Below are 18,925 nucleotides of genomic sequence, written 5' to 3'. Positions count from 1 at the left end.
CGGGGTCATTCCACTCCATTACAGCCACATGAATGACGCCATTGCAGGGTCGGCGCCAGGCGCAGGCTCTGGGTCGGCGCGTGGGGCGAAGCCATGCGTTGCAGCAACAGGTTCACCGCCTGGACACCGAGTGCCTGCACGGGCTGCGCGATCAAGGTCAGGCGCGGCACGAAAAAATCCGCCCAGTCGAAATCATCAAAACCCACCAGCGCCATCTGCGCCGGCACGTCGATCTGCGCGTCACGCAGGGCCTGCATGGCGCCCAGGGTCATCAGGTTGTTGCCGGCCATGATCGCCGTCGGCGGTGCCGCCAAGCCCAGCAACTGCACCGTGGCCTGGCGCGCCGGCTCAGTGTTGGAGCCGCCATTGACCAGCAGCTCCGGATCAAACACCAGCCCCGCCCCCTGCAATGCGGCGCGGTAACCGGCGACACGCTCATCGGTGGTGCTGAACCCCTCGCGACCGGCGATAAAGCCGATCCGCCGATGACCATGGGCGATAAGGTGTTCAACCAGCACCTGGGTAGGCTTGGCATTCTCCACCCCAACCTGGTCGAAGTCTTCACTCATCATGCGGTCAACCAGCACCGCTGGAATTTCGTTGGTGCGCAGATAATCCAGGGCCTTTGAGCCGTTCGAAGGCGCCAGCACAATCCCATCGACCCGCCGATGATGCAGCGCCATGACCACTTTCAGTTCCTGCTCTGGATCATCATGGGTGTCGACAAACAGCATCATGTAGCCGTGCTGGGCGCACGCGGTTTCAATCGCGTGCACCGTTTCGCTGAAATAGTGGTTGGACAACGCCGAGATCGCCACGCCAATCGTGTTGGTGCTCGACCGGGCCAACGAGCGCGCCAGGGTGTTGGGAATGTAGCCCAACGCCTGGATCGCCTGCTGCACCGCCAGTACGGTGGCCGGGCTGACCTTGCGGGTGCCGTTCAACACGTGGGACACCGTCGACGTCGACACCCCCGCCCTGCTTGCCACGTCATCCATGGTGACCACGACGCTGTTCCTTCTCAGTGGATCAATGTTTGCTCGACCAACCGCTGTACGTCGCGACGTTGTCACGGGTGATCAGTTTGGGCGTGAGCAGGGTAACCGCTTCGGCCGGGGCTTTGTCATTGAGAATGTCATTGCCCACATTGACGGCGGTCTGCGCCATGGCCCACGGGTCCTGGCTGGACGACGCCTGGATCTGCGTCTCGGTCTTCAAGGCATTCTCGATATCCGGTGCGCCGTCCACCGAGGTGATGATGATGCCGCTGCGCTTGAGCTGCTTGGCCGCCAGGTCGCTGCCGATGGCTTGCGGGTCGTTGATCGCGAACAGGCCGTCGATTTTCGGGAAGCGTGTGAGGTAACCCTGCATCACATTCAAGCCACCTTCGCGGGAGCCTTTGCCGTCCTGGTCGTCGGACAGCACCTTGATATCCGGCGCAGCGGCCAGCGCGGCCTTGCAGCCTTTGACGCGGTCAGTCACGGCGGTGACTTGCGGGCCATTCTGGATGATCACATTGCCTTTGCCGGAGAGTTTGTCCACCAGGTACTGGCAGGCCAGCTTGCCGGCTTCGACGTTGTCGGTCTGCACGGTGGCGTTGACGCCCTTGGCGTCCACATCCACGGCGACGACAACAATGCCGGCGTCGCGGGCCTTCTTGATGGCCGAGGCCATGGCAGAGGGGTCGACGGCGTTGATCAGGATCAGGTCGACCTTGGATGAAATGAAATTGTCGATCTGTGAAAACTGCTTGCTCAAGTCGTAGTCAGCCGACACCGAGGTCACCTTGACGTTGGGGTTCAGCTCCTTGGCCCGCGCCGTGGCGCCATCGGCCAGCGTCACGAAATACGGGTTGCCCAGCGAGCCCATGCTGATACCGAGGGCCTTCAACTCACGGGCTTCGACGGCTTGGGACATCAGGGCAGCCAAGGCAACGACGGGAAAGATACGTTTAAGGTTCATGCGGTTCTCTCTTGTGATTGTTGTAGGAATCAGGTCCGCGCACCGGACTGGCGATAACGATCCAGCGCCACCGCGCCAATGATCACGATGCCCTTGATGATGTATTGCCAGATATCCGACACACCCAGCAGCACCAGGCCGTTGGTGAGCACGGCGATGATCAGCGCACCGATCAACGTGCCGCCGATGGTGCCGACGCCGCCGGTAAAACTGGTGCCACCGAGGATCACCGCCGCAATTGCATCCAGCTCATAGGATTGCCCCAGTTGCAGGCCATTGGCGGCAAACAACCGCGAAGCGCTCATCACCGCGCCCAACCCGGCCAGCGCACCGGACATGGCGTAGACGAACAGCAGCACTTTCCACACCTTGATCCCCGACAAGCGCGCCGCTTCCGGGTTGCCGCCCACCGAGTAGATCTGCACGCCCATCACCGTGCGGCGCAGGATGAACCACGACAGCGCCACCACGGCCACGGCAATGATCACCAACCACGGCACGCCGAGGACCGAGTCATTACCGATAAAGGCAAACGGCAGGTCCGGGTTGAACACGGTCTTATCGTCCGCCAATAGCCGCGCCAGACCGCGCATGGCCGTCAGCGCGCCGAGGGTGACGATAAACGGCGGCAGGCGCATAAACGCGATCAATCCACCATTGACCAACCCCAGCAGCAGGCCAAAGCCGATACCGGCAGCAATCCCGAACATGCCGAACTGCGGCGACATCGACGCCTGCAACGCCACCACGGCCGATGCCGCCAGGATCGCGCCCACCGACAAGTCGATACCGGCGGTGAGGATCACAAAGGTCATGCCCGCTGCCAGCACCACATTCACCGACGCCTGCTGGGTGATGATCGACAGGTTCTGCACCGTCAGGAAGTTTTCGCTCGCCAGGGCAAACCCCACCAGCAGCAGGATCAGCACCGGCAACATGCCCACCGTGCGCATCAACTCGCGTGCGCGTTCCGCTTTACCGATTGTCGCGATATTCAACTCAGCCATGGGCAACCACCTGATCGCCACCGGTGGCGAGGTCAATAATGCGTTCCTGGGAAATAGCCTGGCCGGAGGCGCCGCCGACTTCAGCGACGAGCTGGCCTTCGCGCATGATCAGCACGCGGTCGCAGGTGCCGATGATTTCCGGCAGCTCGCTGGAGATCACCACGATGCCGACACCGGCCTGGGCCAATTGATTGATGATGCGGTAGATCTCGGATTTGGAGCCGATGTCGACACCACGCGTAGGTTCGTCGAGGATCAGCACGTGAGGCTTCACCTCCAGCAGTCGCGCCAGCAACACCTTCTGCTGATTGCCACCGGACAGCGCGCCGACATTGACCTTGCCTGACGCCACGCGAATCGACAGCGACTTGATCGCGTCATTCGAGCGCTGCAAGGCATGCCCGCGATCCAGCACGCCACCGGCATGGGCATCCGGCACGCAGGCGCAGACGTTGATGTTGTCCGCCACGCTCATGTCGAGGAACAGGCCCTGGGCCTTGCGGTCTTCGGTGAGGTAGACCACGCCTGCGCGGATCGCGTCCGCCGGCGTGCGCAGTGGGGTGACGGTCTTGCCGACCACTTCCAAGGTGCCCGAGGTGCGTGGGTCGGCGGCAAAGATCAGCCGCGCCAGCTCGGTGCGCCCTGCCCCGACCAGCCCGGCAATGCCCAGCACTTCACCGGCATGCAGGTCGAAGCTGCAATGGCGCACGCGCTTGCCGTCGGCCATGTCGCGCACGCGCATCACCACGTTGCCAGGGTTGTAGGCGGCGTGTTCCTTTTTGTAGAAACCTGACAGGTCGCGGCCCACCATCATTTTCACCAGCACTTCGGCCGACAGCGCGTCGCGGGTCAGTTCACCGATGTATTGGCCGTCGCGCAGCACCGAAACGCGGTCAGACAGCTCGTAGATCTCGGCCATGCGGTGGCTGATGTAGATGATCGCCAGGCCCTGGCTGCGCAGTTGCTTGATCAACGCGAACAACCGGTCGGTCTCGCGGGATGACAATGGCGTGGTCGGCTCGTCCATCACCAGAAGCTTGGCGTGGGCATGCAGGGCGCGGGCGATCTCCACCAACTGGCGCTCGGCAATCGACAGGCTGCTGACCCGTGTGGCGGGTGTGAACTCGGCGCCGAGGCGTTGCAGCACCTCGATGCACCCCGCCTCCATGCCCTTGCGGTCGATGGTCCAGCCACGCCGCAGTTCGCGGCCCAGGTAGATGTTCTCGGCCACGCTCAGGTTGGGGCACAGGCTCAATTCTTGATAGATAACGGCAATGCCGAGGGTTTTAGCTGTGGCGGGGTCGAAACAGGTAATGGGTTCACCGGCAATGCGGATTTCACCGCCGGGGTCGGCTTGATAGGCGCCGGAGAGGATTTTCATCAGCGTGGACTTGCCGGCGCCATTCTCCCCCATCAACGCGTGGATTTCGCCGGGGTAGACCTTCAGGCCGACATTCTTGAGCACGCGCAAACCGTTGAAGGTTTTGCTGATGCCCTGCATTTCAAGCAAGGGTTCAAGGCTCATGAATGAGCTCCTGGTTTTATTATTTTTGTCGTCAGTGGGCCGACTCTAATGTAGAAACATTTCTTTACGCAAGCGCTTGCCTACCGGTTTTTCTGCGTGAAGAAACGTTTCATCAAGCCAATTTATTGAATAGGCACACAAAGCATCGGTTTTACCGTTTGTCTGCTATTGTCCAAGGACCGCATCTCCTCCTCATCGCCCCCAAGCGATCTTCTGTGAGCATGCTCTGCGCCATTGTCGGTTGACGGTGGCGGGCCTGAACGTCACGGAACGCCCAAGCGATGGACACACCGTTACCCGAACAGCCGCAATCGCGCGCCGAAAAAATCGTCGAGTTCAAACGGCAGAAAACCCTGCTCAAGACCGGCGCGCTGCAAGACGCCATCTTCAACAGCGCCTACTTCTCCAGCATCGCCACCGATGAAAAAGGCGTGATCCAGATCTTCAACGTCGGTGCCGAACGCATGCTCGGTTATGCCGCCGACGACGTGGTCAACCGCATCACCCCCGCCGATATTTCCGACCCTGTCGAGCTGATCACCCGTGCCGCTGCCTTGAGCCTTGAGTTGGACACACCGATCACGCCGGGTTTCGAAGCCCTGGTGTTCAAGGCCTCACGCGGCATCGAAGACATCTACGAGCTGACCTACATCCGCCAGGACGGCAGTCGCCTGTCGGCCATGGTTTCAGTAACCGCCCTGCGCAACCGGCATGACACCATCATCGGCTACCTGCTGATCGGCACCGACAACACCGCGCGCAAGCAGGAAGAAGCCGAGCGCAAAGGCTTCGAGCGCGCCCTGGAAGAAAAGAACCTGGAGCTGGAGCACGCCAGCCACATGAAGTCCGAGTTCCTCGCCACCATGTCCCACGAACTGCGCACGCCGTTGAATGCGGTGATTGGCTTTTCCGAGGCGCTCAAGGATGGACTCGTCGGTGACATGAGTGAGACCCAGCGCGAGTACATCGGGGACATCTTCACCAGCGGCCAGCACTTGCTGTCGTTGATCAACGACATTCTCGATCTGTCCAAGGTCGAGGCCGGGATGATGGAACTGGAGCTGGAAAGCGTCGAGCTGGCGGGCCTTTTGGCCAATAGCTTGCTGATCGTGCGGGAAAAGGCCGCGCTGCAACGTATCCAATTGAAACTGGAATGCCCCGACGACCTCGGCCACCTGGAACTGGACCTGCGCAAGACCAAGCAGATCGTCTACAACCTGCTGGCCAACGCGGTGAAGTTCAGCGAACACGGCAGCTCGGTGACGCTGACAGTACGCCAGGTGGCTCGCGAACAGGTCGGGCAGATTCCCGGCGATTGGCCGGTGTATCGCTTTGCCTTGCCCACGAGCCCTCAGCAGCAATTCCTGGAGTTGAGCGTCAGCGACACCGGTATCGGCATTGCCGAAGATGACATGGGCAAGCTGTTCAAGGCCTTCAGCCAGATCGACAGCAGCCTGGCGCGCAAATTCGAAGGCACGGGCCTGGGGTTGGCGATGGTCAAGCAACTGGCCGACTTGCACGGCGGCAGTGTCGCGGTGGCCAGTCGCGAAGGCTGTGGCGCGCGGTTTGTGGCGTGGTTGCCACTGCACCGCGCAGCGGAGGCTCCATGGCCCACGTCCTGATCGTTGAAGACAATGAAGCCAATATGCGCCTGGCGCGCCTGCTGCTGGTGAACGCCGGCCATACAACCGTGTGGGCGCCCGATGCCGAGACCGGCCTGACCCAGGCCCGCGAACAGCAACCGGCCTTGATCCTGATGGATATCCAACTGCCCGGCATGGACGGCCTGGCCGCCACGGCTCTGCTCAAGCAGGACCCGCTGACGGCGCACATTCCGGTGATCGCCCTGACCGCCATGGCGATGAAGGAAGACCGTGAAAAGACCCGGCTGGCCGGCTGCGACGCCTATGTGATCAAACCCCTGCGCTACAAGGAGCTGTATCAGGTGATTGATACGCTGCTGCAAACCCACAACGACCCTCTCAGATGAGAATGCACCCATGGCCACGCTGCTGATCGTTGATGATGAACCTCAGGTGCGCAAGCTCCTGGAAACGCTGTTGCACCACGAAGGCTACCAGACCGTCAGCGCGAGCAGCGGCGAAGAGGCGCTGCAGGTGGTGGCGCAACAGGCGCCCGACCTGATCCTGCTGGACATCATGATGCCGGGGATGGATGGGTATGAGGTGGCCAGCCAATTGAAAAGTGACGACGTCACGGCGGGTATTCCCATCATCATGCTGTCGGCCCTCAGTGATCCTGGTGCGCGCGTCAGTGGCCTGGAAAGCGGTGCCGAAGAGTTCATCAGCAAACCGATCGAGCGTATCGAACTGTCCTTGCGTGTGCGCAACCTGCTGCGGCTCACCGCGCACGGCGAGCGGGCGGATAACCTACGCCAAGCCCTGGAACCCGACGTCGACCGTCGGGACCTGGAAAGTGCCTTGCGCCAGGCCGTGGAACGCAATGAATTCATCGTGCACTACCAGCCTAAAGTCGAGCTTGCGACGGGCCAGCTTTGCGCGCTTGAGGCCCTGCTGCGCTGGGACCGGCCGGGGCATGGCGCGGTGTCCCCCGCGGTATTCGTACCGGTATTGGAGAGCCTTGGCCTGATCGTAGCGGTGGGACGCTGGGTGATCGAAGCCGTTTGCCAACAGATCGCCGCCTGGCAACGTAGTGCCATTGGCGCCGTGGAGGTGTCGGTCAACGTTTCCGGCCACCAACTCATAGAAGGCGACCTGATTGCCGATATCGCACGTATCCTCGCGCAAACCGGCGTCGAGCCGCACTGGCTGGAAGTGGAGCTGACCGAAGGCTCGTTGATGGAAAACACCCAGCACACCATCGCCAGCCTGCAACGCTTGCATGCCATGGGCGTGAAAATCTCCATCGACGACTTTGGCACCGGCTATTCAAGCCTGGCGTACCTGCGGCGTTTTCCCATCGACACGTTGAAGATTGACATCGCGTTTATCCGCGAAGTCACCAGCAACCCCCAGGACGCCGCAATCACCCGTACCATCATTGAGCTGGCCCACAGCCTCAACCTGCGGGTGGTCGCTGAAGGCGTAGAAACCCAGGCCCAATTAGCGTTCCTGAAGGACGCCGGCTGCGATCAGATCCAAGGCTACCTGTTCAGCCGGCCATTGCCTGTGGCCACCCTGGAGCGGCTGCTGCTGGAGCGTTCAGAGACTCCGTGAAATCTCCTCGCGCAGGCACTCGATCAATCCACGGTGAGTCGCGCTCAGGCGCTCGGCGCCGCTGACCAACGCCAGTTCCGACGGCGGCACAGGAGGAAGCTCGGTGCAGATGCGGTGGCTGGGCAGTACGGCACTTTTCGGCAGGATGCTGATGCCCAACCCTGACGTGACCGCCGCCTGGATGCCGGTAAGGCTGTGGCTGCCAAACGCCACGCGCCAACTGCGCCGGGCCTTGTCCAAGGTGCGAATGGCGCGCTGGCGGTAGATGCAGCCTTGGGGAAACAGCGCCAGGGGCAAGGTGTCGAGTTGCATATCCTGGCCCTGGCCACATACCCACACCAAGGGCTCAGGCCAGCTGGCGTGGCACTCGCCGCTGCCGGCTTCGCGCTTGACCAGGGCGATGTCGATTTCGCCGCTTTCCAATTGCCGGCGCAGGTCGGTGCTCATGCCGCTGACCGTCTCCAGCCGCGCCTCGGGGCGGGCACGTACGAAACCCGAAAGCATCGACGCCATGCGCGTCGCGTCGAAATCCTCGGGCACGCCCAGGCGCACCGGCACTACGCTGGCCTCAGTGTCCAAGGCATCGCGGGCTTCGCGGGACAGGTTCAACAGGCGGCGCGCGTAATGGGTCAGCAGTTCGCCGTGTTCGGTGGCACTGACTTGCTGGCCCGAACGGTCGCGCACCAGCAACACCTGGCCGACGCTTTCTTCCAGCTTGCGAATCTGCTGGCTGACCGTGGACTGGGTGCGGTGCACGCGCTCGGCGGCACGGGTGAAGCTGCCTTCGTCGACCACGCAGACCAGTGTGTGCAAGAGTTCCAGATCAAACATGGCGGCAACCTTCTTATCGACAATTCAACTGTGATGTAGAGGTTAATTTAATTTCCTACTAAGGGCGAGGTTTCCTATGCTGCATCGACCACCCACTCTTTTCACAGGTGCTCCATGCCACTCGAACACTCCCCTCGCCCGTTGTGGCTGACCTTTGATTGCTACGGCACCCTGATCCAATGGGATGAAGGCCTGCGTGCCGCCATCGACCGGATCCTGGATGAGAAAGGCGAACACCAGGTCGACCGCGAAACGCTGCTCAGCGTCTACGACCACCACGAACACGCCCTGGAGCAAACCCCACCGCACCGCAGCTTTCGCACCCTGGCCGGGCTGAGCCTGCAACTCGCGCTCAAGGAGCTGGGCTTGCCTGCCAATGACCACGATGGTGCGACGCTCACTGACAGCATCAGCGCCATGCCACCGTTTCCCGAAGTGGTGGATACGCTCAAACAGTTGAAGGCCCTGGGCTACAAACTGTGCATCGTTTCCAACACCGACGATGACGTGATCGCCGGCAATGTGGCGCAACTGGGTGGCTACATCGACCGGGTGATCACCGCCCAGCAAGCCGGTGCCTACAAGCCCAACCGCCGCCTGTTCGACTATGCCCATGAACAACTGGGGGTGAGCCTGGATGAGGTGGTGCACATCTGTGCCAGCCCGCACCTGGACCATGCCGCCGCGCGCGATATCGGTTTTCGCTGCGTATGGATCGACCGTGGCACCGGCCGCCAATTGCTGGCCGACTACACACCCGACGCGATCCTGCCAACCCTCGACGGCGTTCCCGAACTGTTCAAGTCCTTAGGATGGTGAACCATGGCCCATACCTTCACGCCCTCCTCCCTTGGCCCGCGCGCCGGGCGCTTGAACCTCGATAGCCTGGCCGCCATCGACGCCCGCGTAGAACTCGCGGCTTGCCTGCAATTGGCGGCGCTGCATGGCATGGAAGAAGGCATCTGCAATCACTTTTCAGCGACGGTGCCGGGGCATGACGATGTGTTTTTCGTCAATCCGTTCGGCTACGCCTTCGAGGAAATCACTGCCTCCCGTCTGCTGGTGTGTGATTTCCACGGCAACGTGATCGACGGCGACGGCACGCCGGAAGCCACGGCGTTCTACATCCACGCCCAGCTGCATCAACAGCAGCCGCGCATCAAGGCGGCGTTCCATACGCATATGCCGAATGCGACGGCACTGTGCCTGCTGCAAGGCCCGCCCTTGCTGTGGCTGGGGCAGACGGCGTTGAAGTTCTATGGGCGCACGGCGGTGGATGAGGATTACAACGGCCTGGCGTTGGATAACGGTGAAGGTCAGCGTATCGCTGCAGCGTTGGGCGATGCCGACATTCTGTTCCTGAAGAATCATGGAGTGATGGTGGCTGCGCCGAACATCGCCGAAGCCTGGGATGATCTGTACTACCTGGAGCGGGCGGCCGAGGTGCAGTTGAAAGCCATGGCCAGCGGGCAGCCGCTCAAGCCGATTGACCCGGCGGTGGCGCAATTGGCCTATGAGCAGATGCGTGAAGGCGACCCGGCCAGTGCGCGGGCGCATCTGGACAGTGCGATGCGGCGGTTGAAGCAGCGCGGTTCACCGTTCGATCAATAACAAAATGGGGGCCTGGGCCCCCACTCTTTTGGTTACTGCGCGTTGGCCTTGGCCGCATCATTGATGATCGCCACCACCCGCGCCGGGTTCGACACCATCACCACGTGCGAAGCCCCCTTCACGTCCACGGTTTCCTTGGAGCCCGCACGGTCAGCCATGAATTTAAGCGCGGCCTCCGGAATATTTTTGTCCGCTGAACCGTATATGAAGTAGGACGGCACGGTTTTCCAGGCCGGGTCACCCGAGGGTTCCTTCAGCGCAGCTTCGGTGATCGGGCGTTGCCCGGCTGCCATCAACTGGGCGTCCTTGGGCGCCACGTCGGCGGCGAACTGGCTGTTGAACTTGTCTTGCTGGATGTACAGGTCGGTCACTCCGTCCTTGGAAATCACGGGTTTGTCCAGGGTCGGGCCGAGGGTGCCGCCAGGGTAGCGGCCGGACAGCTCAAACGCGGTCTCGCCTTTTTCCGGGGCGAATGCGGCGACGTAGACCAGCGCCTTGACCTTGCTGCTGCCATGCACGGCGTTGGAGATCACCGAGCCACCGTAGGAATGGCCGACCAGGATCACCGGGCCTTGGGTGTGTTCGACGATATCGGCCACGTAGTCCGAGTCGGTCTTGACGCTGCGCAGCGGGTTGGCCACGGCGACCACCGGGTAGCCTTCAGCCTTGAGCCCGGCGATCACGCCGTTCCAGCTGGAGGCGTCGGCGAACGCGCCGTGCACCAGCACGACGGTGGCTTTCTGTGGGGCGGCAACACTGGCAGTGGCGACACCGAGGGCGAGTGCGCCGGTGATCAGGGCGGCGGCGACGCGGGAGATCTTGAAGGTTTTCATGAACGTTTGCTCCGTTGGGGGGTGGGCGCTCAAGGCGTTGAACGTGAGGCCATGATGCCGAAGCGTGTTTTACAAATGGAGGCTAATAGTCGACGATATGGCGCAGATCGTCTAAAAAGATCATTAATTGAAATCAGGTGAGTCATGGATCGTTTGTCCATACTGCTGGTGCACTTCGGCATCTGTGCCGATACCTTTCACAGCGGGCCGCTGCACGGCGCCCTCGACACCCGCGATCTGCAGCAGCGCGGCCGGGTCTACCTGGTCAAGGACGGCCAGGCCAGCCTGGAAATGCCCGACGGCACCCTGCGCATTCCCGAGCCCAGTTTGGTGCTGGTGCCGCGTCCCCTGCCCCATCGGCTGGTGGCGGCCAAAGCCGATGGCGCCCAGGTGGTGGCGGCTTCGCTGCGTTTTGATGGGGGGATCGATAACCCGTTGTCCGTGGCGCTGACCGACACCATCGTGATGCCGCTCAAGCAGATCCCGATGATCGCCGGCACACTGGACTGGCTGTTCGATGAAGCCTTCGCTGAACACTGCGGACGCGAGGCGGTGATGAACCGGCTGTTCGAGCTGATGGTGATTCAGTTCCTGCGCCACATGATGGCCTATCACAGCATGACCACCGGCATGATGTCGGGCCTGGCCGACCTGCGCCTGGCGCGGGCCATGACCCTGCTGCACAACAACCCCGAACGCCCGTGGACCGTGCAGGAAATGGCGGTTGAGTCGAACATGTCCCGTGCCAGTTTCGCCGCGCACTTCCATAAGGTGGTCGGCCAGACGCCAGCCGACTATGTGCTGAGCTGGCGCGTGAGCCTGGCGCAGAAACGCCTGCGTGAAGGTCGCCCCATCGCCCTGATCGCCGATGAAGTCGGTTACGAGAGCCCCTCGGCGCTGGCCCGTGCGTTCCGGCGCAAGATCGGCACCAGCCCGCGCGAGTGGCTACAGCTGCAGGCGCCGCTACGGGTCCAGCACGCCGCCGCTGTAGCTGTCGGATAAGCGTGTACCGGTGACCTTGGCGACCACCGAACCTTGCGCCACCAGGCGTTCGCGATGCCCCGTGATCATGCGTCCGGCCTGGGTGGCGTGCAGGGTCACTTCGGAGGTCGGGTCACCGGGGCGGCCGATAATGCGTGCGAAACGCTGGCCTTCTTCCAGGTCGTCGCCCAGGCCCTTTTCGAACACCAGTACGCCGGCGCAAGGGGCCAGGACGGTTTCCATGCACCCCATGTCGACCACGTCGCCTTGCCATTCAGCAATGTCGGCCACCTCGTCGATCACACCGTTGATGCACAGCCAGGCCCACAGCCCATCCGCGTCCTGCTGCGCCAAGGCATCGCTGACATCCGCTTGCCCGCGCAGCTCAAGGGTGGCCGCCAATTGCGGCGAAGCGTGGTTGATGAGGGTTTCTTCAAAGGAGCCATCACCGCCTTCATCCCAGACAATCACCAGGTCCACCTGCAACGCCGCCGCCAGTGCCAGGCCTTGTTCGGGCCAGAAGCTGCGGTGGATGTAGAGATAAGGCAGCGCCTCGTCGTCGGTGTGCAGGTCCAGAATCAAGTCGGCATCGGCGGCCAGTTGCACCAGGCGTTTCTGCCATTGCGCCAGGTTGCTCGCCGGGCGCGCCATGGCCAGCGAACAATCGAAGGCACGGTTGAAGTTCTGCCCGGTGGCTTCGTGAAAGCGCCCGAGCAAGCGGCCCTGGCGAAACTGGCCGATACCAAAGGGATTGGCTTGGGGCACCACCGTGACCGTGCCTTTGAGCCGGCCCTGCTCGGCGCACGCCTGCAAGCGCGGCAGCAGCTTATGCAGCACCAGCATCCCGGCGATTTCGTCGGCGTGTACACCGGCCTGCAGGTGTACCTTCGGCCCGCTGCCGTCGCCTTCGAAACGCCAGGCCCCGATATGCAGCGCATTGCCGGAATCGCCCGTCACCTGCCACGAAAGGTCTTTCGCCATGCCTTGCCCTCCTCTGATCAATTAATCGGTAGAGATTGAACACATGTTCAACTAACCTGAGCGCTGTGCTGTTTCACCCAAGGCCCGCCCATGACTCCCGAGCTTCCCAAACTGCGCCGCGCCGACCCCGACGAACGCCGGGACCTGCTGATTGCTGCCACCCTCACCTGCCTGGCCCGCGATGGGCATGCGGGGATTTCCGTGCGCCGTATCGCTTCCGAGGCCGGGGTGTCGGTGGGGTTGCTCAACCACCATTTCGGCAGCATCGACGCGCTGATTGCCGAGACCTACCACAAGCTGGCCAACGAGCTGACCAGTGCCCTCTGGGCGCACGTGGAACAGGCCGAAGGCCCTGCTGCGCGCCTGGATGCATTCCTCAGCGCCTCGTTCTCGCCCCGGGTCATGGACCCCGACCTGCTGGGCGTGTGGGTGGTGTTCTGGAGCCTGATCCGCCATTCGCCCCACGTGAACCAGTCCCACGAAAACAGCTACCACGCCTACCTGGCATTGATCCAACAACTGCTGGACGATCTGGCCCGCAGTGAAAACCTGCTGATCCACGACAGCCACCTGGCCGCCATCGGCTTATCGGCGATGCTCGACGGACTCTGGCTCGAGGGGTGCCTCAACCCCGGCACCTTCAGCCCCGCCAACGGGCTGCACATCTGCCGCTGCTGGGTACAGGGGTTGCGTCACGGTGCATTCGGCGCCGACCACGTCCTGTGACACCGGATGCCGTGCGCTTAGCATGGCCAGGGTGCCGCTGATGGCGATCAACACCGCGCCGATGATCAGCGAGCCATCCATCAATGTGCCCCACACCAGGCTCGACAGGAGGAACGCCCAGATCAGCCCGGTGTATTCGAATGGCGCGAGTAATGTCGCGGTGGCGCGGCGAAAGCTGGCAAACAGCAGGAATTGCCCGATGCCGCCGACCAAGCCGGCCGCCAACATGCCCAGCCAGGCTGGCGTGGGCGCCGGTGTGTGAGTCCAGGGCAAGGTCACGCCCATGCACAGCACAAACACGACGTTGGTGATGAGCATTTGCTCCAGCACCGAACTGCTCGGGTCGACCTGGCGCAACTGGATATAGGTAAACGCCCAGCACAACGCCGCGCCCAACGTCAGAGCGATGGGCCACGGGTCGAGCATATGCGTAGGACGGCAGGCGATGACCACCCCGACAAAGCCGATGATCAACGCGATCCATTGGCCCCGGCTGGCGCGCTCCTTGAGGATCAGCGCAGCCAGCAGCGTGACCATGATCGGCGCAGAGAAATACAGCGTGGTCATTTCCGCCAGGCTCAGGTCTTTGGCCGCCGTGTAGTACAGCAACCATGCGAGCAACGACAACAAGCCGCGAATGATCAGCAAGCGCCGGCTGACCGACGTCCAGGCACTGCGCACCAGGCCCATGCGCCCGGCGATCAAACATGCGACCACCACCACCAGGCTGCGCCAGAACAGAATGGTGAACACCGAGTAATCGGCCACCAGCCACTTGACCACCGCGTCCTGCAACGCCAGGAACAAATACGCCAGCGAACACAGGGCAATCCCTTGCAACGAGCGGTCCTGTTTCATCCGGCCGACCTGCGCAGCGGCGTACCGCGCCGTTCGGCGATGGCGTAGACACCTTCGATGAGAAAGGTCAGGCACAGGTAGACCGCCGCCACCAGCAGCAGCGGCTGGTAGATCTGCAAGGTCTGCGCGCGGACCACGTTGGCCGCGCCCAACAGGTCGACCACGGCAATGGTCGAGGCCAGAGCGGTGGATTTGAGCAACATCACGGTCTCCCCGGCCAAGGTCGGCAACAACAGGCGCATCGCCCGTGGCAAACGCACGCGCAACAAGGCCTGGCGGGGTGTCATGCCAAATGCCGAGGCGGCTTCCATTTCGCCCTTGGGCACCGCCAGCAGGCCACCGCGAATCACTTCGCCGACGTAGGCACCCACCGACAACACCAGCGCAAACACGATGTACCAGTAACCGTCACGCAGGTACGGCCACAGAAAACTGCCGCGAATCATCGGGAACTGGGCAAACAGGCTGCCCAGCCCGTAGTAGAAAATGTAGATCTGGATCAGCAGCGGCGTGCCGCGCAACACACTGGTGTAGGCCAGTGCGCCACGGGCCAGCCATTTGCGCCGCGACAAACGCGCCAGCGCCACCAGCACCGCGAGGGCAAAACCCAACACCGCCGAGATCAGCAGCAGCGACAAGGTGGTCTGCAAGCCTTTGGCGATCAGGCCGGCGTAATAACTTATCCATTCAGGCATGGCCCGCTCACTCGACAACCGGCATCCAGCGACGGATTCGTCGCTCCAGGCGCCCGGACAGGTAGTTGGAAGCCAGCGTCACCAGGTAATACAAGGCGGCGGCCGTGAGGTAAAACAGCAGGTACTGGCGGGTCGAGCCTGCGGCCTGCTTGGCGGTGTACAGCAACTCGTTGGTGCCGACCACGCTGATCAAGGCGCTGTCCTTGATCAGGTTGATCCATAGGTTGGACATGCCGGCCAGGGCGAACGGCGCCATGATCGGCAAGGTCACCCGGCGGAACAGGCCAAACCCGCTCAAGCCAAACGCCCGTGCGGCTTCGATCTGGCCGTGGGGAATCGCCAGGATCGCCGCGCGGAAGATCTCCGACGCGTAGGCGCCCTGCACCAGGCCCAACACCAGGATCGCCACCAGCGGGCCGCTGATGTTCATCTGCTCGAAGCCCAACCCCAGCATCAACGCGTTGAGGCCCATGGAGCCGGCGTAATACAGCAGCAGGATCAGCAGCAGTTCCGGCACCGCACGAAACACCGTGGTGTAGCCGCGCATCAGCAGCGCAATCGGGCGTGGCGCACTGAGCTTGGCGCAGGCCACCACCAGGCCGATCAACAAACCCACCGCAAACGAGCCGGCGGAGATCTGCAGGGTCATCCATAACCCTTTGAGCAACGCATTGCCCCACCCTTGTTCGCCGAAGCTTAAGAGGTCGAGCATTATTCGGTCTTCTGGGCGACTTGTTGATAAGGGCTGTCACAGGTCTTGCTGACAAACGCCGGGGTGTCGCCGCGCTTGCACGGGCTGACCGACAGCCCGAAATAGTGCTGCGACAGGTCGTCGTAGTCCTTGCTCACCAGCAATTCGCCGATGGCCTTATCCAGCCGCGCCTTGAGTGCTGTGTCTTCCTTGCGCAGGCCGGCGCCGACGCCTCGGCCGATGATCGGGTCGTAGGGCACGCTGGCGATATGCGCCAGGCCGCTGGCTTCCGGGGTCTTGACCATCATGGCGATGGCGGTGTCGTCGGCCATCATGTAGTCGATACGCCCGGCGATCAGGTCGGCGTTGGCCGATTCCTGGGTGTCGTAGTACTTCAGGTCCGCGATGTTTTCGTAATACTTCTTCAGGTAGTTGGCGCTGACCGTGGAGATCTGCACGCCGATCAACTTGCCCTTGAGGCCCGCCGGGGAGATCTCGACTTCGCTGCCTTTGGGCCCGGCAACGCCCAACAGGGAATCGTAGTAGGCGCGGCTGAAAGCGATCTGTTTTTCACGCTCATCGGTCACCGACATCGACGAGAAAATCACGTCGATTTTCTTCGCCAGCAACGAAGGAATAATGCCGTCCCACGCCACTTCCTTGATCTGGCACTCGGCTTTCATGCCTTCGCAGAGTTTGTGGATCAAGTCCACTTCAAAGCCGGACCACTGGCCGTTGCCGCCTTTAACGGTGAAGGGCGGATAGGGTTCCGCGGCGACCGCAAACACGATGGGCTTTTCCGCCGCCTGGGTGAAACCTGCAGCCAACATCAACACAGCACTGCTCAACCACGTTGCCATACGCTTGGATTTCATGATTTTGCCCCGTCTTTTTATGGAGTTAGCGAGTTTGATGCGCGTTGACGAACTGTCGGCAACGTTCACTGCGTGGGTCGATAAACACCGCATCCGGCGAGCCGGTTTCTTCGATCATGCCTTGGTGCAGAAACGCCACTTTCGACGACACATCCCGGGCGAAGGCCATTTCATGGGTGACCAGGATCATGGTGCGACCTTCCTCGGCCAGGGAGCGGATCACCCGCAGCACTTCGCCCACCAACTCCGGGTCGAGGGCCGAGGTGGGTTCGTCGAACAGCATGACTTTGGGACGCATGGCCAACGCGCGGGCAATCGCCACCCGTTGCTGTTGGCCGCCGGAGAGGAACGCCGGGTATTCGTTGCGCTTGGCGGCCAGGCCGACGCGGTCGAGCAAGGCTTCGGCGCGTTCGATGGCCTCGGCACGGCTTTCGCGCAGGACCTGGGTGGGGGCTTCGATAAGGTTTTCCAGGACCGTGCGGTGTGGCCACAGGTTGAAGTTCTGGAACACCATGCCCAGGGTGGAGCGAATGCGTACCAGCTGTTTGGCATCTGCGACCAGAGGCGCGCCGGGCCGACCGTAGTTGAGCTTGATACTTTCGCCGTCTACATGGATGCTGCCCTGGTCCGGCACTTCGAGCATGTTGATGCAGCGCAGCAAGGTGCTTTTGCCCGAGCCGCTGGCGCCGATCAGCGAGATCACCTCGCCTTCGTGGGCCGTGAGGGAAATACCCTTGAGCACTTCGATATTGCCGAAGCGCTTATGCAGGTCGATGACCTCGATCATCTTTTTGACTGCGGCCGGCGGCACCCCTTCGATCCTGGGCGCCGCCGCAACACGCGGCTCACCGGCCAGCTTGGCGACAAATTGCACGATGCGTTGGCAGGCTTCGCTCAGGCGCTCTTCACCCAGCGTGAACGACAAGCGCACGAAGCCCTGGGCCGGCTCGCCAAAGGCGGCGGCGTCGAGCACCGAAACCCCGGCTTCTCGAAACAGGCGCCAGGCAAAATCGAGGGAGCCCAGGCCGGTGCCGCGCACATCCACCAGCACAAACATCCCGGCTTGCGGTGCCTGCACCTGGATGCCAGGGCACGCACTCAGCCCTCTCACCACTAGGTCGCGTCGGCGCCGATAGATCTCGCGCATGCCCTGGGTCACCTCGTCATGGGCCAGTACGGCGGCGGTGGCGGCTTCCATCACAAAGCCCGGCAGCCCGTAGAGCATGCTGAGCACCAGGGTCTCGGCGTGGGCGACCATCTGCGGCGTGGCGATGATCCAGCCAATGCGCCAGCCGGTCATGGCATGGGACTTGGACAGGCTGCCAATCACTACGCAGCGCTCGGCCATGCCCGGCAACGCCGCAAGGCTGTGGTACTCACCGTCGAACACCAGGCTTTCATAGACCTCATCCACCACCACCCACAGGTCGTGGGCGATGGCCAGGTCGGCAATGGCTTGCAGCTCGTGGGGGTTGAGCACCACGCCGGTCGGGTTGTTCGGGTTGGAGAAGAAAATCGCCCGCGTACGCGGTGTGATGGCTGCTTCGAGCAATTGGGCATCGAGGCGAAAGCCGGATTCCGGCGAACAGGGCACACGCACCAGTGTCGCACCGCTGGCCTTGAGCGTGGCCTCGTAGGTGACGTACATCGGGTCGAGCACCAGCACTTCATCACCCGCTTGCAACAGACACAGGGAGGTCACAAACAAGGCGTTCTGTGCACCCGCGACGGTGATCACGTTTTCGGCGTTCAGCCGACGGCCTAGGGTCTGGCTGTAGCGTGCCGCAATGGCCTCGCGCAATGCCGGGCGACCGGGAATTTCGGTGTAGTGGGTGTCACCTTCGCGCAAGGCGCTCACGGCGGCGTCGGTGATGAAGGACGGCGTGGCGAAATCCGGATCGCCAACGCTGAGGATGATGATGTCTTCGCCCTGGCTGGCCGCCTGGAATGCGGCGTGGTGGATGTCCCAGGCGGCTACGCCCTGCCCTGCAATTCGTTCGACGAAGGGGGAAAACCGCATGCCAGAGCCTCTCGTTCAAGAAGAAACAGCGCGAACCCGTTACGTGACAAACGGGTGGATGCGGTCAACATAGTTCAAACTGAACAGTCGTTCAATGGGTAAGTTTGCGGCCGTGTCGTTTATGCTCCAAAG

Annotated in this window: 18 protein-coding genes and 1 pseudogene; 7 read left to right on the top strand and 12 right to left on the bottom strand. The window is 62.3% G+C overall.

Annotated elements, in window-relative coordinates; translation table 11 throughout:
* Window positions 1–5: 5 nt before the first annotated feature.
* Genes ACP7BX_RS17100 through ACP7BX_RS17085 form a run of 4 tightly spaced genes read right to left on the bottom strand, consistent with a single transcriptional unit; the run spans window position 6 to window position 4,494 of the window.
* Window positions 6–1,007, bottom strand: coding sequence for a LacI family DNA-binding transcriptional regulator (locus tag ACP7BX_RS17100; protein ID WP_426129078.1), 1,002 nt, complete (start codon window positions 1,005–1,007; stop codon window positions 6–8).
* Window positions 1,008–1,029: 22 nt separating this feature from the next.
* Complete coding sequence (locus ACP7BX_RS17095; protein ID WP_426129080.1) at window positions 1,030–1,962, bottom strand: ABC transporter substrate-binding protein; 933 nt, start codon at window positions 1,960–1,962, stop codon at window positions 1,030–1,032.
* A gap of 29 nt (window positions 1,963–1,991) precedes the next feature.
* Window positions 1,992–2,969: an ABC transporter permease subunit gene (locus ACP7BX_RS17090; RefSeq protein WP_016975702.1), complete on the bottom strand. Its 978-nt coding sequence runs from the start codon at window positions 2,967–2,969 to the stop codon at window positions 1,992–1,994.
* A complete protein-coding gene (locus ACP7BX_RS17085) occupies window positions 2,962–4,494 on the bottom strand; it encodes a sugar ABC transporter ATP-binding protein (protein ID WP_426129082.1) in 1,533 nt (510 codons plus the stop codon). The genes ACP7BX_RS17090 and ACP7BX_RS17085 overlap by 8 nt, the downstream gene beginning before the upstream one ends.
* A 281-nt stretch (window positions 4,495–4,775) precedes the next feature.
* Between ACP7BX_RS17085 and ACP7BX_RS17080 the strand changes: the two genes are divergently transcribed.
* Genes ACP7BX_RS17080 through ACP7BX_RS17070 form a run of 3 tightly spaced genes read left to right on the top strand, consistent with a single transcriptional unit; the run spans window position 4,776 to window position 7,691 of the window.
* Complete coding sequence (locus tag ACP7BX_RS17080; RefSeq protein WP_426129084.1) at window positions 4,776–6,116, top strand: sensor histidine kinase; 1,341 nt, start codon at window positions 4,776–4,778, stop codon at window positions 6,114–6,116.
* Window positions 6,101–6,484, top strand: coding sequence for a response regulator (locus ACP7BX_RS17075; protein WP_016975699.1), 384 nt, complete (start codon window positions 6,101–6,103; stop codon window positions 6,482–6,484). The genes ACP7BX_RS17080 and ACP7BX_RS17075 overlap by 16 nt, the downstream gene beginning before the upstream one ends.
* A gap of 10 nt (window positions 6,485–6,494) precedes the next feature.
* A complete protein-coding gene (locus ACP7BX_RS17070; protein WP_426129087.1) occupies window positions 6,495–7,691 on the top strand; it encodes an EAL domain-containing response regulator in 1,197 nt (398 codons plus the stop codon).
* Here ACP7BX_RS17070 and ACP7BX_RS17065 read toward each other — a convergent pair.
* The gene (locus tag ACP7BX_RS17065; protein ID WP_061436892.1) at window positions 7,677–8,522 is read right to left on the bottom strand and encodes a LysR family transcriptional regulator; all 846 of its coding nucleotides are present in this window, start codon (window positions 8,520–8,522) and stop codon (window positions 7,677–7,679) included. The two genes, ACP7BX_RS17070 and ACP7BX_RS17065, sit on opposite strands and share 15 nt — an antisense overlap.
* Window positions 8,523–8,636: 114 nt before the next feature.
* On the opposite strand from ACP7BX_RS17065, the gene ACP7BX_RS17060 reads away from it, so the two are divergent.
* Together ACP7BX_RS17060 and ACP7BX_RS17055 are read left to right on the top strand one after the other, a co-directional pair.
* Complete coding sequence (locus ACP7BX_RS17060; RefSeq protein WP_426129090.1) at window positions 8,637–9,341, top strand: haloacid dehalogenase type II; 705 nt, start codon at window positions 8,637–8,639, stop codon at window positions 9,339–9,341.
* A gap of 3 nt (window positions 9,342–9,344) precedes the next feature.
* Complete coding sequence (locus ACP7BX_RS17055) at window positions 9,345–10,133, top strand: aldolase (protein WP_314526758.1); 789 nt, start codon at window positions 9,345–9,347, stop codon at window positions 10,131–10,133.
* Between the two features lie 32 nt (window positions 10,134–10,165).
* On the opposite strand, the gene ACP7BX_RS17050 is transcribed toward ACP7BX_RS17055, so the two are convergent.
* Window positions 10,166–10,966: an alpha/beta fold hydrolase gene (locus tag ACP7BX_RS17050; RefSeq protein ID WP_426129092.1), complete on the bottom strand. Its 801-nt coding sequence runs from the start codon at window positions 10,964–10,966 to the stop codon at window positions 10,166–10,168.
* A gap of 144 nt (window positions 10,967–11,110) precedes the next feature.
* On the opposite strand from ACP7BX_RS17050, the gene ACP7BX_RS17045 reads away from it, so the two are divergent.
* Entirely contained in the window at window positions 11,111–11,968 is an 858-nt protein-coding gene (locus tag ACP7BX_RS17045) for a cupin domain-containing protein (protein WP_426129094.1), read from the top strand.
* Here ACP7BX_RS17045 and ACP7BX_RS17040 read toward each other — a convergent pair.
* Window positions 11,930–12,928: a succinylglutamate desuccinylase gene (locus ACP7BX_RS17040; protein WP_426129096.1), complete on the bottom strand. Its 999-nt coding sequence runs from the start codon at window positions 12,926–12,928 to the stop codon at window positions 11,930–11,932. The genes ACP7BX_RS17045 and ACP7BX_RS17040 overlap by 39 nt on opposite strands.
* A gap of 90 nt (window positions 12,929–13,018) precedes the next feature.
* Between ACP7BX_RS17040 and ACP7BX_RS17035 the strand changes: the two are divergent.
* Window positions 13,019–13,558, top strand: a pseudogene (locus ACP7BX_RS17035) (TetR/AcrR family transcriptional regulator); the annotation flags it as partial.
* Here the strand turns inward: ACP7BX_RS17035 and ACP7BX_RS17030 are convergent.
* Genes ACP7BX_RS17030 through ACP7BX_RS17010 form a run of 5 tightly spaced genes read right to left on the bottom strand, consistent with a single transcriptional unit; the run spans window position 13,514 to window position 18,793 of the window.
* Complete coding sequence (locus ACP7BX_RS17030; RefSeq protein ID WP_426129098.1) at window positions 13,514–14,512, bottom strand: DMT family transporter; 999 nt, start codon at window positions 14,510–14,512, stop codon at window positions 13,514–13,516. The pseudogene ACP7BX_RS17035 and the gene ACP7BX_RS17030 sit on opposite strands and share 45 nt — an antisense overlap.
* The gene (locus tag ACP7BX_RS17025; RefSeq protein ID WP_177114152.1) at window positions 14,509–15,207 is read right to left on the bottom strand and encodes an ABC transporter permease; all 699 of its coding nucleotides are present in this window, start codon (window positions 15,205–15,207) and stop codon (window positions 14,509–14,511) included. Before ACP7BX_RS17025 ends, ACP7BX_RS17030 begins: the two co-directional genes overlap by 4 nt.
* Before the next feature lie 7 nt (window positions 15,208–15,214).
* Window positions 15,215–15,919: an ABC transporter permease gene (locus ACP7BX_RS17020; protein ID WP_426129100.1), complete on the bottom strand. Its 705-nt coding sequence runs from the start codon at window positions 15,917–15,919 to the stop codon at window positions 15,215–15,217.
* Entirely contained in the window at window positions 15,919–16,773 is an 855-nt protein-coding gene (locus tag ACP7BX_RS17015) for a transporter substrate-binding domain-containing protein (RefSeq protein WP_025999693.1), read from the bottom strand. Before ACP7BX_RS17015 ends, ACP7BX_RS17020 begins: the two co-directional genes overlap by 1 nt.
* Window positions 16,774–16,798: 25 nt before the next feature.
* On the bottom strand, window positions 16,799–18,793 hold the full coding sequence (locus ACP7BX_RS17010) for an aminotransferase class I/II-fold pyridoxal phosphate-dependent enzyme (RefSeq protein WP_426129102.1): 1,995 nt from the start codon (window positions 18,791–18,793) through the stop codon (window positions 16,799–16,801).
* Between the last annotated feature and the right edge of the window lie 132 nt (window positions 18,794–18,925).

The organism is Pseudomonas sp. DWP3-1-3b3 (assembly GCF_049896305.1).
Classification (GTDB): Bacteria; Pseudomonadota; Gammaproteobacteria; order Pseudomonadales; family Pseudomonadaceae; genus Aquipseudomonas; species Aquipseudomonas azotoformans_A.
The sequence above is the reverse complement of the archived record's forward strand: the minus strand, read 5'-3'. Positions and strand labels throughout refer to the sequence as shown.

Excerpts from the sequence above, each read along its gene's own strand:
- ACP7BX_RS17015 (WP_025999693.1), bottom strand. The coding sequence starts at position 16,773 with ATGAAATCCAAGCGTATGGCAACGTGGTTGAGCAGTGCTGTGTTGATG.
- ACP7BX_RS17055 (WP_314526758.1), top strand. The coding sequence starts at position 9,345 with ATGGCCCATACCTTCACGCCCTCCTCCCTTGGCCCGCGCGCCGGGCGC.
- ACP7BX_RS17070 (WP_426129087.1), top strand. The coding sequence starts at position 6,495 with ATGGCCACGCTGCTGATCGTTGATGATGAACCTCAGGTGCGCAAGCTC.
- ACP7BX_RS17040 (WP_426129096.1), bottom strand. The coding sequence starts at position 12,928 with ATGGCGAAAGACCTTTCGTGGCAGGTGACGGGCGATTCCGGCAATGCG.
- ACP7BX_RS17095 (WP_426129080.1), bottom strand. The coding sequence starts at position 1,962 with ATGAACCTTAAACGTATCTTTCCCGTCGTTGCCTTGGCTGCCCTGATG.
- ACP7BX_RS17075 (WP_016975699.1), top strand. The coding sequence starts at position 6,101 with ATGGCCCACGTCCTGATCGTTGAAGACAATGAAGCCAATATGCGCCTG.
- ACP7BX_RS17030 (WP_426129098.1), bottom strand. The coding sequence starts at position 14,512 with ATGAAACAGGACCGCTCGTTGCAAGGGATTGCCCTGTGTTCGCTGGCG.
- ACP7BX_RS17085 (WP_426129082.1), bottom strand. The coding sequence starts at position 4,494 with ATGAGCCTTGAACCCTTGCTTGAAATGCAGGGCATCAGCAAAACCTTC.
- ACP7BX_RS17025 (WP_177114152.1), bottom strand. The coding sequence starts at position 15,207 with ATGCCTGAATGGATAAGTTATTACGCCGGCCTGATCGCCAAAGGCTTG.
- ACP7BX_RS17010 (WP_426129102.1), bottom strand. The coding sequence starts at position 18,793 with ATGCGGTTTTCCCCCTTCGTCGAACGAATTGCAGGGCAGGGCGTAGCC.
- ACP7BX_RS17080 (WP_426129084.1), top strand. The coding sequence starts at position 4,776 with ATGGACACACCGTTACCCGAACAGCCGCAATCGCGCGCCGAAAAAATC.
- ACP7BX_RS17065 (WP_061436892.1), bottom strand. The coding sequence starts at position 8,522 with ATGTTTGATCTGGAACTCTTGCACACACTGGTCTGCGTGGTCGACGAA.
- ACP7BX_RS17045 (WP_426129094.1), top strand. The coding sequence starts at position 11,111 with ATGGATCGTTTGTCCATACTGCTGGTGCACTTCGGCATCTGTGCCGAT.
- ACP7BX_RS17060 (WP_426129090.1), top strand. The coding sequence starts at position 8,637 with ATGCCACTCGAACACTCCCCTCGCCCGTTGTGGCTGACCTTTGATTGC.
- ACP7BX_RS17090 (WP_016975702.1), bottom strand. The coding sequence starts at position 2,969 with ATGGCTGAGTTGAATATCGCGACAATCGGTAAAGCGGAACGCGCACGC.
- ACP7BX_RS17020 (WP_426129100.1), bottom strand. The coding sequence starts at position 15,919 with ATGCTCGACCTCTTAAGCTTCGGCGAACAAGGGTGGGGCAATGCGTTG.
- ACP7BX_RS17050 (WP_426129092.1), bottom strand. The coding sequence starts at position 10,966 with ATGAAAACCTTCAAGATCTCCCGCGTCGCCGCCGCCCTGATCACCGGC.